Below are 13,779 nucleotides of genomic sequence, written 5' to 3' on the forward strand. Positions count from 1 at the left end.
TAAGAAGAACACACAAACCAATGCCCGATTATCGCACTCATCTATTAGAAATTTATGCCGCAGGGCTTGCTGCGGTACAAGGCGAACAAGTTGTTTATCAGGCTCTCAACAAACGCGGCAAGCGGCAACCCTGTCATGTCATCGCCATTGGTAAAGCAGCCGAGGCAATGTTATTAGGCGCACAACGGTATTTACAGCAACATCTACACAGTGCGCTGCTGATTACCAAACAGGGGCATGTCACCGCTTCACACCCCAGTCATGTCAGCATTATCGAAGCAGCTCACCCCGTTCCTGATGAATCATCCTTAGCGGCGGGCGCAACACTTCTAACATACCTGCAAAATCTTCCCACAAATGAGCCCGTGTTATTCCTCATTTCCGGCGGCACATCCAGTTTAGTCGAAGTATTAAATACCGACTGGACGCTGGCAAAACTTCAACAAACCACTCAGGAAATGTTAGCCAATGGTGCCGTCATCAGCGAAATCAACGCCATGCGTCGCACCCAATCACTGATCAAAGGTGGCAAGCTGTGGCACTATATCGGCGAACGCCCTGTCTCCTGCCTACTCATCTCTGACGTACCCGGTGATGACCCAACGGTGATTGGCTCCGGTTTATTATTTCCTGCACCGCACGACGATTTTGACTGGGAAATTATCGCCAGCAACCGTCAAATGTTAGAAGCCATTGCCGCCTCAGCCACGACCAACGCAGCGCAAGGCTGGACACAGGTTCGCCTCATGCCTGATTTTCTCGAAGGTGATGCGGAAGTTGTCGCGCACTGCTGTATCGAGCATTTACGAGAAAACCCGCCCGGCCTCTATATATGGGGGGCGGAAACCACCGTACAGCTCCCGCTTAACCCCGGACATGGTGGACGCAATCAACACTTAGCCCTTGCTGCCGCTCTCTATTTACGCCCCAACGATACTATTTTTCTGCTAGCGGCCGGTACAGATGGTACCGATGGCGTCACGCCCGACACCGGCGCATTGGTGGATGCTGGCACAATCATGCGTGGCAAATACAATACACTTGACCCATTAGCTTGTTTACAAGCAGCAGATGCCGGTACATTCCTTGCTGCCAGTGGCGACCTGATTTATACAGGGCCAACCGGCACCAATGTGATGGATATTATTCTTGGCTTAAAATTCTAAAGTGATCATGCAAAATCTCTACAACGCCGCACATGCCTGCTTAATGCAAACCGATGTTGACCAAAAGCTAAGCTGTGCCCAACAGCTTTATAGCGCATGGAAAAATGGTGAATTGTCGCGTGATAATGCTAACGCCCCCCTAGTGGAAACCATTTTAATTCCGGGGCGACCTGCAAAGCCTGAACTTGTACATCCCAAACAAGTCAAACAACGCAAGCTCAATACGCCAGAAGGACAACGTGCCTTATTGCACGCTGTTGCCCATATTGAATTTAACGCCATTAATTTAGCACTGGATGCGGTATACCGGTTCCGCGACTTACCGGATGATTACTACGGTGATTGGTTACAAGTGGCGGCGGAAGAAGCCTACCATTTCAGCCTGTTGCAGCAGCGCTTAATGGAGGTTGGGTGTGCGTATGGCGATTTGCCTGCACATAACGGCTTATGGGAACAAGCCTGTAAAACTGAGCATGATGCATTAATACGCATGGCGCTGGTTCCAAGAGTGCTGGAAGCGCGGGGGCTGGATGTTACCCCCGGCATGATGCAGCGCCTACGCGAAGCAGGGGATACGCAAACCCTTGCTATCCTTGAAATTATTCTGCGTGATGAAATTGGGCATGTGCGGATTGGCTCGCACTGGTTTCATTATTGTTGTGCACAACGCGGCTTAGAACCAGAAGCCACGTTTCGTCAACTCTTGCGTGACGCTTTACCTGCTCCTTTAAGAGGGCCGTTCTATACAGAGGCACGTTTACAAGCAGGCTTTAGTGCCACAGAACTGGAACAATTAATCGAAATGGAAAAAAACTGGTTTGAGAACACCGCTTGTCGGAGGGAATAGCCATTACCTGACGGGATACAAGCATTCATTGGTATTTTCCGGCAGAATTCGTGACATTGGCCTACATTAATTGTAGGGTTATTCAAAGAGTGTCTTATCATCATGAAAAAAATAGATCGCAAATGGTGGGGCGTCTTACTAGCAGGTAGTCTGCTCGCTTCGCCGATTAATTTATATGCAGGGGATGCACCACGTTGCCTTAACGACAGTTCTAAGGTATTAAATAGAGAGGCTGATCTTTATCATACTGCTATAAAAAAAGCAGCCAATCGCTACAGTGTCAGCCCCGCATTGATAAAAGCTGTCATCGCAACCGGTAGTTGTTTTGAGCACAGTCAGGTCTCGCCGGAAGGCAGAATTGGGCTGATGCAACTTATGCCAAATACCGCCAAACGTTTTGGGGCTATGGATGTATTTGACCCAGAAGCCAATATTGATGCCGGGACGCGGTATCTCAGTTATCTATTACGGCGCTATCAAGGTAGTTTAGCGGAAGTGTTTGCCGCGTATGCTGCGGATAGAGGCACTGTTTGGCAAGATACCACCCCGCAAACACCTTTTGCGCAAATTCAGGAACCCGTTAAGCAATTACTGACGATGTTATTAAAATTTGAGAGCAATAAAAAAGCGAATCGTCAGGCACAAACACTGGTGAAACAGTGGTCTAAGAATCCTCAAGATTACCAAACAGCGTTGTTAGCCCTACCGCAGCCTGATACCAAAGTGGCTAAAACATGGTTTAAATCACGTTTGGCAGCCGTACATTATCCCCGTACTCCTGAAGCCAGAGGGTGTGGTGGCTTTAGTGCCAAGACATTACAAGCCAAAGCAGCTCCCTATGAAACGATTATTCAACAGGCCGCTAAACGGCATGGCGTGAACCCTGCCCTGGTCAAATCGGTCATTGCAGCGGAAAGCTGTTATCGGGAAATGGTCGTATCGTACAAGGGAGCATCAGGATTAATGCAGCTCATGCCGGAAACCGCCGCAGAATTGGGTGTACTGGATATTTTTGACCCGCAAGAAAATATCAATGCCGGGACTCGCTATCTGAGTTGGTTGCTTAAACGTTATAACGGCAGTGCCACCCATGCGATTGCGGCCTACAACGCAGGAGCAGGCAGAATACCGCAAGGTGAGCCTGTCACGATCTCATTTACCGAAACCCGTGGCTATATCCGCAATGTCTTAACCAACCTCACAAAGTTAGAAAAAGGCAAGCAACCTATCGCCCATGCTCAATTTCTACTGGCTGGTTGGGAACAAGCCGATTTGGAATACCGCGCAGCATTACGGGGTGAAACCCTAACGGTTGCTCAAACAGACCAAGCTCCCGTTGCTACGGATTCTTTACAGCCTAACAATCTCGCTACACCAACGTTAGAACCCACACCGGATATGGCGGCGACTGTAGTACCCAATGAACAGATTTCACTGGCTGCGATGCCAACCGACACCCCCCCCAACGTGCAACTGATCTCAGCGATTGACCAAGGCATTGTCAGGGTGAAACACATCAATACCGTCGCTATTCTACCGGCAGACAACCCCGCCACTCCTGAGCATGAGACAATGGATATAATCGCACCAGTTGAGTTCATTCCTAGCAATGAGCCAGCGCCCCAACTACAACCCAGCGCCCCAGCATTGCCAAACTGTGACGTGTTACCACCTGCGCTATTTTCACAAACTGAGCAGCGTGGCAGCGGGCGCTATGCTGCTTTCTTCTACCCTGTCCAGACAGACGAAACGCTGCAACAAATTGTGGTTAAACTAGGTATTAGTCCAGAAGAGGTTACACGCCTGAATAAAATCCCTGACACGGGAATCCTTAACCCCGGCAGTCAGTTAAAAGTTGCCGAGTGCACCAGGAGTTTGTAGGCCATTGAGGCGAAATTTTCAGTGCATTTCGCCATGTTTTGGTAGAATGCACTGATGGAAGAAAGTCTATCATTTGTTGTCACGCTCGAAGGTGGTGCGCCCTCAATGCAACTTGTTGTGCTTGAGGGCTACAGCCACCCTGATCGTATTATGGAGATCCCGTTTGGATTGCTGGATTTCCGTGCCCTCGTGCGCAGTGCTCAAGCCACTGGCGACTACTGGATTGTCAATACCACACCGGATTTACCAGAATTCCAAGTCGAATCTGCTATCTTTGTGCGTCATCGCGATGGCAAAATTCTCTGGGATATCGTGTTTGAACACTACGAACCCTTTCTCGATATTGAACTAGCGGCTGACGATGAAGAAGAACCGCTGGAAGAATTTGATGAAAATGTCATTACACTGAGTTTCGACCCATTTCAGTATGTCAGTGCACTGTACCAGTTTTGCCAGCTTTATCCGCAATTCAAACCTGTTACCTTCCAAGCGAAAGCATCGGATGAACACTTACGCCTAGAACAATTCTTGCCTCAGTTGCACATCCTCTGGCGACGTTATGGCGAAGAACATGGCGCGGTTAGTTCCGATGGGCTCTTAATCAGTGAAACCGACACTTTTGCTAAATATGCAGAAGAACAATGGACAGATGAGGTTCTCCGCGCCTTACTCGAAATGCGGTTTGGTAAGATTCTGGGCAATATTGATGACTATTTGAATTCATTACCCAGCGATGTACTGGCTAAACTGGAAGCAGATAGTGCCAGCATTGAACAAGCACTGAATGAACGTTGGGAAAAACTGGCTAACTCACTGACAGAAGAAGAAGCCGAAGCATTAGAAAACGACCAAAGCCAAAGCAAATTCCCTAACAGTTTGAAATTGCGTTTAATGCGCGAGTTTCTGGCGGGGAACCCGTCGGTATTACTGGGACACGCACACGTGGCAGGAAAGCACAGCGACACCCCGGATAAGGTCATTAGCCTAGAGTCTTGGAAAAAAGATAAAGATTCGCTTACTAACCAGCAACAATCAACTCATGACGAATAGCGAGAAACTGCACCTCAATTTGTGGTGCAGTCCCTGCTTGATGGGTTTTTAGCGCTTACGTGCTCTCAACCCAACGGCAACCATCAGTCCCAGTAATAATGAAACCAGTGGGAAACTACCACCACCGCCACCGCTGCTGGTCGGCAGTGTAACTGTCGTACTCGTACTTGCACCAGCATCTGTTGTCCGGCTTTTTAAACGGTTAATGACATTTTTAGTGATACGTCCAACAATCTGGTCATTTTGTATATATTCGCCCCAGTCAATTGTCGGCGCAACAAACACTGTGCCACTATTTGCAGAAGGTTTGAAAATCCCCAGCGTTCCCCACCCCTGACCTTCGTGATTACTAGGCACTATCCCCGGCACACCTGTAGGAGAATCAATAGCAAACGCAGGTGTTGTGGCCAAAATCTGGAAATTAGTTGGCGTACCATCTTCGCCAGTCACCACCGGTTTACCATTAACCATTTTGAATAAAGCACCATCAACTTCATAACCAATAACGCCTGAATCACGCCCGAAGATACTGCCATTACCCAGACCTGTACCCTCGAAAATCCAGTGGGAAGCATCTGTTACGGTAAATCCGTCATTACGATAATTAACGCCCCCTTCGGTATAGTCAGCATATCCCCCATGGCGGAAACTAACCCCCGTCGAGAGATTCTCAGGCCGGTTAACCGGGCTATTAAACCAGTTAACCGTCACCCGACTGTTGTCATTCTTCAATGGATCATTACTAGCATTTTTGTAACAAATCATGTGCTTGTTGTCAGCGCTGAAACGCACCTGCCACCACATGGTATTGCCACTGAGGTTTGCCGCATTACCACCAGCAGCTAAATAACTGTCCCAGTTATCCCGCATTTCTTTTGACCAGTACTCATTGTGACCGACCAAAATCACCAGATTATAATTGTGCAATAGTGAAGGATCTCGGTGCAAATCCATCATCGAAGCGGCTTCGTAAGCAATACCTTCTTTATCAAGCCAAGAAACAAATCCCACATGCTCCGCCCATTGTCCACGCCCTGTAGGGCGTTCCATGGAGACTTCCGTAGCCCATTGACCATTGTCGGAGTTAAATACATACATGGATTTTCCACCGATAGGCGAGTAAGCAATCTTAGTCGGCAAGCTATCGAGCACTAACACTTTGGAATGGCTGCCGGGCTGTGCCGATTTAATCGTAAAGAAATCCGTGTAACTGCCCCCTTGAGCATTGACCAAATTAAGCTCGTAAATACCACTTTGCCAAGTGGCGGGGATACCAACAGAGAAAGCTCCCCCCCAATTTAAGCCGTTATGGCTCCCTACCGTAGGATTGTAATTACCCGCCCCACTGAATGGAGCCGTTTGCAAGGTAGGGTTAGCGTAACCTGCACGCCTGAGGCGTACTTCAAAATTACTGGTCTTACTGGCAACATGTACCTTCACTTGCCCGCCTGTCTGCACAACGCCAGCTTCAAGGTAGCCGCAAATATCCGTAAAATTGTCACCGTTTTTAAAATCACAAGACACTGCCATAGCGTTGCTAGACACTAGGAGGGAAAATAAGCCTGCAATACCCACTAATATGGTAGAGGATTGGCAAGGTGTGCTGCGAACGTGGCTGGATAAGCGCTGAATCATAATTATTGTCTCCAAGATCACTCTTATAGAGCAATCTTTGCTTTACTTGGGGTTATAAACGTATTTATTGTATTACAACCTCATAAATTTGCACGTCATTAAGACAATATTCAGATAGCAGGAGGGGCTTTTGTGATAAAGAGCAAAAATAGAAGCGCTATTATGATGCGAATGGTGATAAATCGTTCAGTGTTAAAATAACGTTTAACACTACCAAGGCAGTCATAATTGCCATTGCAACATATAGATTTTTAATTGATCGTTCCATAATAAATATACCAAATAATAGAAAGCGCTAAGAGCGCGAAGTAGACCTCATCTTACAAGTATCCTCAAGTGAATCTGAGAACTCAGATACTGGGGTTTTCCCTTGAAAATCCAATATTTGCGGAATTTTTTTACATTATGGGGTTTAACGCGCCAATGATTTTCTCAATTGTGGTGCAAGGTGTATCAAGAAATCCCGATTTAGTGCAACCCAGATAATTAATGGTGCAATCATCGGCAATAACAATGTCCCTACTTGATACCCTAAAGCAATGAGGTCGGCAGTTGCGGGGGAGAGGCTTTGTTGTGCTTGAAAGGCGGCTCCGACATCAAACGTCAAGGTTTTTAGTATGCTAAATGTCATACTGAAAATTTCAGTCGGCAGCATCACGAGCATCCCCCAGAACAGATTTTGCCACTTATACGGGCTGGGTGTCGCCAGTATCAACGCCGCCAATAACGGCAAACTGTAGCTATAAATCAGCGGATTCAAGTGAAACCCCAACACATCATCGCCCACTGGCGGAGACACGACGGCACCACTGACATCATGCCCAAAGTTAGATGCCAGCACCAACATATGCCCATCTAACCGTAACCACATCAACGCATCAGGCACTAACCACCCCAGCAATTTGCCAGTGATCAGCGTAACAGGCGCAAGGTGAAAGCCTGCGGTCACGTACCAAATAAAGAATGTTAACGGAAAGAAAATCAAAACGCTCAACATGAAGCGCTGCAAAGGTTTACCCATCATGCCATGGCCTCTACAGGTTGGTGTGGCGGTGTGGTCTGCCCCGGCAAATAACGAATCCAGATCAAAAATACCACCAAGGCATCCAACATGATCAAAGCTTGCCAGATATACAAGTGTGCCCAATCAAATAATGCCTGGCTCCATTGACCCAAGTAAAACAGGCTAATGATGCGCAATAAATTCATGCCTTGAATAGCAATGAAGCCCCAAAACAGACCAGCCAGTTTGTACAGTAACGGCGCAGGAAAAGCGATAATGGCAGCCAGCAACACGATCATGGCCTCAACCCCATTACACCCCGGCTCAATCGACACGGCAAAACCGTTCAGGGTACTACGCACCACCTTACCCGCAGTGGCAACATTCGGATCAAACGCTGACATCAACCAACCACTTATATCGGCCAACAAACCAGTCCAAGGGAGAATAATGGCTGCCTGCACCGCTTGAAGCATTTCAACCCCAAACAAAATGCCTTGCACTAACAGGAAAAACAGAAGGAAACGTAGCATAACCTGCTTTCTTTTAATTTTTATAAAGGCATCATTTTAACTGATATTCATATAAATGGGTAGCCTACCCTACCTGCTTGCACATCTGACTTGGAAAAGGCTCAAACCTGGCGAATGGTGATGCCGCCAACTATCGTTGATTTGTTACAAGTACCACAACGCTTGCGCGTAGCACATTCACTTTTCATGATGCAATGCCCAATCCAAAATAAACCAACGCCACAAACGATACAGACAGAAACAAACATCCAATTGATGTCTTGATGACGTTGAAATTGGAGTAGCGCTCCCATACCGCCGATGCCCACTAGCAATAAAAAAGCCACCCATCTGGCAACACGCATGAAATAAAACACGACTGACTGTTCGCATTCCAGGGCTTTTGAATTAATGCATTGTGCTTGTTTTTTCATAATGTGGAACTCCCAACCTTAATCGGTTAAAACAACGCCTTTCCCAAATTTATTATTGCTGTGTTAGTTGCGTTATATTCTGCAATAATCGTACCACGGCTTCTGCCGACTCTAACCTGTTTTCAGGAAACTTTGCCAATAAACCATTTATCAATGGCTGATAAGCAGACAATGCCTCAGGCAAGCATGGAATGGGGGCAAGCGCATGTTTTTTCAAGAGTTCTGCCAAAGAACTTGACTCGTAAGGTTTATGACCAACCAATAACTCATACAGTATTACCCCTAGGGCATATAAGTCTGTCCGCTCATCGGGTGGGTCGCCCATAATTCGCTCAGGGCTAATATAGTAAGGTGTGCAATAAATTTCATCCTCTCGCAGAAAACCGGCGGCAACTAGCAAACGTGTTTCCAAGCCAAAATCCAACAATGCTAGGGAATTATCAGTACGTACCAGGATATTAGAGGTTTTAAGGTCTTGGTGCAGCAGCCCAATACTGTGTATCACGCCCAGAGCCACCGCGATTTCCTCAAACCAAAACAATGCTTGTTGCAGAGAAGGCAATGGCATTTGTGCCAAGCATCGCCGCAATGTTTCGCCCTGCACATATTCCATCACCATATACAGTGTACCGGACGACATACCTGCATCCAACGGCCTCACCAAGCCACGATGCGCTAACAAACTTAGGGCTTTACTTTCCATGAGAAATTCATCTACTAAGTCTGGAGCCAGCCCAGTCGCATCAAATTTAAAACGCTTGATAGCGACCGGCAATCCACCAGGACTATTTGCCAGCAAAATGATGGCGTTTTCGCTTTCATGCAATACGTTTAAATATTGATAGCCCGGCAACGCTAGCGGATACCGTTCCAACCCTCGGTGCTTCACGCAGCTATTCCTCTGTTGTGGCTCATCAGCCCTCGCTCATTATGATTTTTGACAAACATCTATCTTAAGAACAGTGTAGGACATTGATAAGCGATATGCCGTTCTACCTGATTGCAGCAGGGGAATCGCAGCCAAAATGAATTGACAAATTACCCTCCGCACTTGATAATTTCGCGCTTTTCTATGGGCAATTGCCTTAGATCCTTGCCTCACCGTTAGTGGGAGGCTGTTTAACCCGAAAGGAAATCGTCATGAGACATTATGAAATTGTCTTTCTGGTCCACCCGGATCAGAGCGAACAAGTACCTGCGATGGTAGAACGCTACCGTAGCATGGTGCAAGAAAGCGGTGGTGCCATCCACCGTTTGGAAGACTGGGGCCGCCGTCAACTGGCTTACCCCATCAACAAGCTGCATAAAGCACATTACGTGCTGATGAATATCGAATGCGGCGCGGAAACACTGGCTGAACTGGAAAGCATTTTCCGCTTCAACGACGCGGTTATCCGTAACGTCACCATGCGTATGGATGCGGCAGTCACTGAACCTTCTCCTTTGAGAAAAGACGGTGAAGCACGCCCACCTAAGCGTATGCGTGAAGAAGTCCTGTCTGATGATGACGATTCATCTGACGACGAATAATTACGGTTGATCTGGAGATAGTTTATGTCACGTCAATTCCGCCGCAAAAAATACTGCCGTTTCACGGCTGAAGGCATCACCGAGATTGATTACAAAGATCTCGACATCCTGAAAAGCTTTATTACCGAAACCGGTAAAATCGTACCTAGCCGCATTACAGGTACTAAAGCGATTTATCAGCGTCAACTGGCAACCGCTATCAAGCGTGCGCGTTTCCTCGCGTTGCTGCCATACACTGATCAGCACAAGTAAAAGGTGAGTACGATGCAAGTCATTCTTCTGAAAAAAGTGGAAAACCTCGGCGCATTAGGCAACGTTGTGTCTGTACGCCCTGGTTATGCCCGTAACTTCTTGATCCCGCAAGGCAAAGCCAAAATGGCAACCAAGGCCAACATGGAAGCATTTGAAGCTCGCCGTGCTGAACTGGAAGCCGAGGCTGAAGCGATTTTGGCGGCTGCACAAGCACGTCGTGACCAATTGGCAGACATGGTTCTGACCATCAAAGGCAAAGCAGGTAACGAAGGCAAACTGTTCGGATCTGTATCCAACATCGAAATCGCCGAGGCTATCCAAGCTGCGGGTATCGAGATTGAACGTCGTGAAATCCGTATGCCGGATGGCGCTATCCGTCACTTAGGTGAATTTGAAATCGGTATTCACTTACACGCTGAAGTGGATACTGCCATCAAGGTTGTCGTTGAAGCAGAGTAATTCCTGCATTCATTACGCTTTGTGATCAATGCCCCGTCATGCTTGAATGTGTGACGGGGCATTTTTATTTATCCACAGCTTTCCCACTATTCTATCCCTAACGCTTGCCGCCGATTTTCGTTAAACTGAGCCAATGGCAGACTCATACGAATCACTCAAAATCCCCCCGCACTCTATCGAAGCTGAACAATCTGTATTGGGCGGCTTATTGCTGAGCGGGTTAGCAAACGACAGTACCGCTTGGGATACCATTGCGGATAAAATCACCGAGGGCGATTTTTATCGACAAGATCACCGCCTGATTTTCCGCGCTATTGCCGATTTAGTGGAAGATAATAAACCACTCGATTTGGTCACGGTGTCCGAATGGCTAAAACAACGTAATGAACTGGAAAATGCCGGTGGATTCGCTTACTTAGCAACCATGGCAAAAGATACCCCCAGTGCGGCCAACATCCGTGCCTATGCTGAAATTGTGCGCGAAAAGTCGGTACTGCGTCAGTTAATCAGCGTAGGAACAGGCATTGCGGATTCCGCTTTCACTGCACAAGGTCGCCCCAGCAAAGAGCTATTGGATGAAGCCGAACAAAAAGTCTTTAAAATCGCCGAGCAAGGAACCAAGCAAGGCCAGGTATTTAAGCCGCTAAAAGGGCTGTTGAAAGTGACGCTGGCGCATATCGAAGAGCTGAGCAAACTTGATAGCAATATCACTGGCGTTTCGACCGGCTATACACAGCTTGATGAAATGACCTCTGGCCTGCAAAAAGGCGACTTGATTATTGTGGCAGGCAGACCATCCATGGGCAAATGCATTGTTACTGGTAGCCGCGTACTGGATCCGATCACGGGTCGATTGGAAAAGATTGATGATTTGGTTGCCCGACAACAAGGCTCGTTGGCGACGCTAAACGCACAGTTACGTTTGCAAATCACACAACCCTCGCAATATGTTGATGATGGTATCAAACCCGTTTTCCGGGTACGCACAGCACTTGGACGTGAAATTACCACGACACTGACGCATCCTTTTCTTACGATTGAAGGTTGGAAACCATTAGCTGAGATCAATGTCGGCAAACGGATTGCAGTGCCACGTATTTTGCCTTTTTTTGGGAAAAGTTCACTATCAGAGCAACGTACCAAACTCATTGCTTATTTCTTGACAGACGGTGGTTTGACACAAAGTTGTCCACAGTTTACCAATATTAATCCCCAGATACGGCAAGATTTTATTGCCGCACTCGACGATTTTCCAAGTGTGCAATGGCGTCTGGAAGACAGTAAAGGGCAACGTACCCCCAGTATTCGTGTGGCAACAGACACGGTATTCCAACACGAGGCAAGGCAAGATTTTGCGGTACGTTTCAAGCAACGCTTGCAAGAACTTTCCCTAAGTTTGAATGCATTAGCGCGACAATTAGGCGTTGCCGTTGCAACGGTACACTATTGGTCAGTAGGTAAAGCAGTACCTGCTGGGGATATGTTCGGTATTTTGTGTCGGGAACTTCAGGTAGAACCATCAGCATTAATGCCACATGGCAGTGCTGCAACTACCCGTTCCGCACCAAACCCGGTGACAGAATGGTTACAAACGTTGGGCTTGATGGGCAAGAGTGCTCATGAGAAGCGCATACCTGCGCCTGTATATGAATTGCCGCGTGCATTGATGGCGGTTTTCTTGAACCGGGCGTTTGCGTGTGATGGCAGTGTCTACGTCCAGAATGGTGTCCAAGCGGGTATTTCCTATAGCACGGTTAGCTATGCATTAGCACGGGATATGCAGCATTTATTGGTACGTTTTGGCATTCTTGCGAAATTACGCCATCGGCAAGTACGGTATCAGGGCGAGTATCGCGCCGCCTATGAATTGCGCATTACGCATCAGCAACATGTGCGCCAATTTTTAGAAGAAATTGGTGTGTACGGTAAAGAAGAAGCCGTTCAAAAAGCCTTGATGGTCAACCAAGAAAAAACACCAAACGTCATTTTAGATACTTTGCCAAGCGAAACATGGGAAATTATCACTGAATACAAAGGCAAGCTGACTTGGGCGGAATTAGCTCAACGCATGGGACGTAACCCCGGACATAATTTCCATGTAGGTAAGCGCGGAATAGGTCGTGAGTTATTGGCAGAAATGGCAGAAGCTTTATCATCTGAGGCACTTGCTACGCTTGCCCATAGCGATCTTTACTGGGATGAAATTCAATCCATTGATTATTTAGGTAAACAGCAAGTCTATGATCTAAGCGTACCTGATACGCATAATTTTGTTGCTGATGATGTTCTGGTGCATAACACCACCTTTTCGATGAATATTGCCGAATACGCTGCTGCGCACAAAAAACTCCCGACTGCCGTATTCAGCATGGAGATGCCTGCCGAACAACTTACGTTGCGTCTGCTGTCTTCGATGGGGCGGGTTGACCAACATCGTATTCGGACGGGGAAACTGACTGACGAAGATTGGCCCCGTATTGCTACAGCAGTCAAGATTTTCGCGGATGTTCCCATGTTCATTGACGACAGCCCCGCGCTTTCCCCTACTGAAGTGCGTGCTCGCGCCCGTCGCCTGATGCGTGAACACGGGCAACTCGGCCTGATTGTGTTGGACTATTTGCAATTAATGCAAACAGGCACCAGTTCGGATAACCGTACTGCTGAAATTTCCGAAATTTCCCGTGGTCTCAAGTCCTTGGCAAAAGAACTCTCTGTGCCTGTTATTGCCCTTTCGCAGCTCAACCGCAGCTTGGAGCAACGCCCCAATAAGCGCCCAGTAATGTCAGATTTACGTGAATCGGGAGCAATTGAACAGGATGCTGACTTAATCATCTTTATCTACCGCGATGAAGTCTACAATCCCGAATCCCCCGACAAAGGAACCGCAGAAATTATTATCGCCAAGCAACGTAATGGCCCGATTGGGACTGCGCGTTTAACATTCCTCGGTAAATACACCCGTTTCGAGAATTTTACCCCTGACATTTATACCCCAGGATTTGAATAATTG

General features: G+C 47.4%; 13 protein-coding genes. 8 read left to right on the forward strand and 5 right to left on the reverse strand.

The features are described from left to right. Nucleotides 1–20: 20 nt before the first annotated feature. The 4 genes from QJT81_17370 (at nucleotide 21) to QJT81_17385 (ending at nucleotide 4,944) form a co-directional block, all read left to right on the forward strand. A complete protein-coding gene (locus tag QJT81_17370; protein ID WGZ93547.1) occupies nucleotides 21–1,166 on the forward strand; it encodes a DUF4147 domain-containing protein in 1,146 nt (381 codons plus the stop codon). A 7-nt stretch (nucleotides 1,167–1,173) separates the two neighbouring features. After that, on the forward strand, nucleotides 1,174–2,013 hold the full coding sequence (locus QJT81_17375; GenBank protein WGZ93548.1) for a ferritin-like domain-containing protein: 840 nt from the start codon (nucleotides 1,174–1,176) through the stop codon (nucleotides 2,011–2,013). A 102-nt stretch (nucleotides 2,014–2,115) separates the two neighbouring features. Next, nucleotides 2,116–3,894, forward strand: coding sequence for a transglycosylase SLT domain-containing protein (locus tag QJT81_17380; GenBank protein ID WGZ93549.1), 1,779 nt, complete (start codon nucleotides 2,116–2,118; stop codon nucleotides 3,892–3,894). A gap of 105 nt (nucleotides 3,895–3,999) precedes the next feature. Further along, nucleotides 4,000–4,944 (forward strand): hypothetical protein, encoded by a 945-nt coding sequence (locus tag QJT81_17385; protein WGZ93550.1) that lies wholly within the window; start codon nucleotides 4,000–4,002, stop codon nucleotides 4,942–4,944. 48 nt (nucleotides 4,945–4,992) lie between these two features. On the opposite strand, the gene QJT81_17390 is transcribed toward QJT81_17385, so the two are convergent. From QJT81_17390 to QJT81_17410, 5 genes are all read right to left on the reverse strand, one after another. Beyond that, nucleotides 4,993–6,579 (reverse strand): hypothetical protein, encoded by a 1,587-nt coding sequence (locus QJT81_17390; protein WGZ93551.1) that lies wholly within the window; start codon nucleotides 6,577–6,579, stop codon nucleotides 4,993–4,995. Nucleotides 6,580–6,991: 412 nt separating this feature from the next. Beyond that, a complete protein-coding gene (locus QJT81_17395) occupies nucleotides 6,992–7,603 on the reverse strand; it encodes a hypothetical protein (GenBank protein WGZ93552.1) in 612 nt (203 codons plus the stop codon). Further along, a complete protein-coding gene (xrtH, locus tag QJT81_17400; GenBank protein WGZ93553.1) occupies nucleotides 7,600–8,115 on the reverse strand; it encodes an exosortase H in 516 nt (171 codons plus the stop codon). The genes QJT81_17395 and xrtH overlap by 4 nt, the downstream gene beginning before the upstream one ends. Nucleotides 8,116–8,216: 101 nt before the next feature. Next, nucleotides 8,217–8,528 carry a hypothetical protein gene (locus QJT81_17405; protein ID WGZ93554.1) on the reverse strand — a complete coding sequence of 104 codons (312 nt, stop codon included), beginning with the start codon at nucleotides 8,526–8,528 and terminating at the stop codon, nucleotides 8,217–8,219. 52 nt (nucleotides 8,529–8,580) lie between these two features. Beyond that, on the reverse strand, nucleotides 8,581–9,417 hold the full coding sequence (locus QJT81_17410; protein ID WGZ93555.1) for a serine/threonine-protein kinase: 837 nt from the start codon (nucleotides 9,415–9,417) through the stop codon (nucleotides 8,581–8,583). A gap of 251 nt (nucleotides 9,418–9,668) precedes the next feature. Here QJT81_17410 and rpsF point away from each other — a divergent pair, with 251 nt between their 5' ends. The 4 genes from rpsF (at nucleotide 9,669) to dnaB (ending at nucleotide 13,776) form a co-directional block, all read left to right on the forward strand. Continuing rightward, nucleotides 9,669–10,058 carry a 30S ribosomal protein S6 gene (gene rpsF / locus QJT81_17415; protein ID WGZ93556.1) on the forward strand — a complete coding sequence of 130 codons (390 nt, stop codon included), beginning with the start codon at nucleotides 9,669–9,671 and terminating at the stop codon, nucleotides 10,056–10,058. A gap of 24 nt (nucleotides 10,059–10,082) precedes the next feature. Beyond that, complete coding sequence (gene rpsR / locus QJT81_17420; protein WGZ93557.1) at nucleotides 10,083–10,310, forward strand: 30S ribosomal protein S18; 228 nt, start codon at nucleotides 10,083–10,085, stop codon at nucleotides 10,308–10,310. A gap of 12 nt (nucleotides 10,311–10,322) precedes the next feature. Beyond that, nucleotides 10,323–10,769: a 50S ribosomal protein L9 gene (rplI, locus tag QJT81_17425; GenBank protein ID WGZ93558.1), complete on the forward strand. Its 447-nt coding sequence runs from the start codon at nucleotides 10,323–10,325 to the stop codon at nucleotides 10,767–10,769. A gap of 133 nt (nucleotides 10,770–10,902) precedes the next feature. Further along, entirely contained in the window at nucleotides 10,903–13,776 is a 2,874-nt protein-coding gene (dnaB, locus tag QJT81_17430) for a replicative DNA helicase (protein ID WGZ93559.1), read from the forward strand. Nucleotides 13,777–13,779 lie beyond the last annotated feature (3 nt).

This window comes from Candidatus Thiothrix putei (genome assembly GCA_029972225.1).
Lineage (GTDB): Bacteria > Pseudomonadota > Gammaproteobacteria > Thiotrichales > Thiotrichaceae > Thiothrix > Thiothrix putei.

Excerpts from the sequence above, each read along its gene's own strand:
- rpsF (WGZ93556.1), top strand. The coding sequence starts at position 9,669 with ATGAGACATTATGAAATTGTCTTTCTGGTCCACCCGGATCAGAGCGAA.
- QJT81_17380 (WGZ93549.1), top strand. The coding sequence starts at position 2,116 with ATGAAAAAAATAGATCGCAAATGGTGGGGCGTCTTACTAGCAGGTAGT.
- xrtH (WGZ93553.1), bottom strand. The coding sequence starts at position 8,115 with ATGCTACGTTTCCTTCTGTTTTTCCTGTTAGTGCAAGGCATTTTGTTT.
- QJT81_17405 (WGZ93554.1), bottom strand. The coding sequence starts at position 8,528 with ATGAAAAAACAAGCACAATGCATTAATTCAAAAGCCCTGGAATGCGAA.
- rpsR (WGZ93557.1), top strand. The coding sequence starts at position 10,083 with ATGTCACGTCAATTCCGCCGCAAAAAATACTGCCGTTTCACGGCTGAA.
- QJT81_17395 (WGZ93552.1), bottom strand. The coding sequence starts at position 7,603 with ATGATGGGTAAACCTTTGCAGCGCTTCATGTTGAGCGTTTTGATTTTC.
- QJT81_17385 (WGZ93550.1), top strand. The coding sequence starts at position 4,000 with ATGCAACTTGTTGTGCTTGAGGGCTACAGCCACCCTGATCGTATTATG.
- QJT81_17370 (WGZ93547.1), top strand. The coding sequence starts at position 21 with ATGCCCGATTATCGCACTCATCTATTAGAAATTTATGCCGCAGGGCTT.
- dnaB (WGZ93559.1), top strand. The coding sequence starts at position 10,903 with ATGGCAGACTCATACGAATCACTCAAAATCCCCCCGCACTCTATCGAA.
- rplI (WGZ93558.1), top strand. The coding sequence starts at position 10,323 with ATGCAAGTCATTCTTCTGAAAAAAGTGGAAAACCTCGGCGCATTAGGC.
- QJT81_17375 (WGZ93548.1), top strand. The coding sequence starts at position 1,174 with ATGCAAAATCTCTACAACGCCGCACATGCCTGCTTAATGCAAACCGAT.
- QJT81_17390 (WGZ93551.1), bottom strand. The coding sequence starts at position 6,579 with ATGATTCAGCGCTTATCCAGCCACGTTCGCAGCACACCTTGCCAATCC.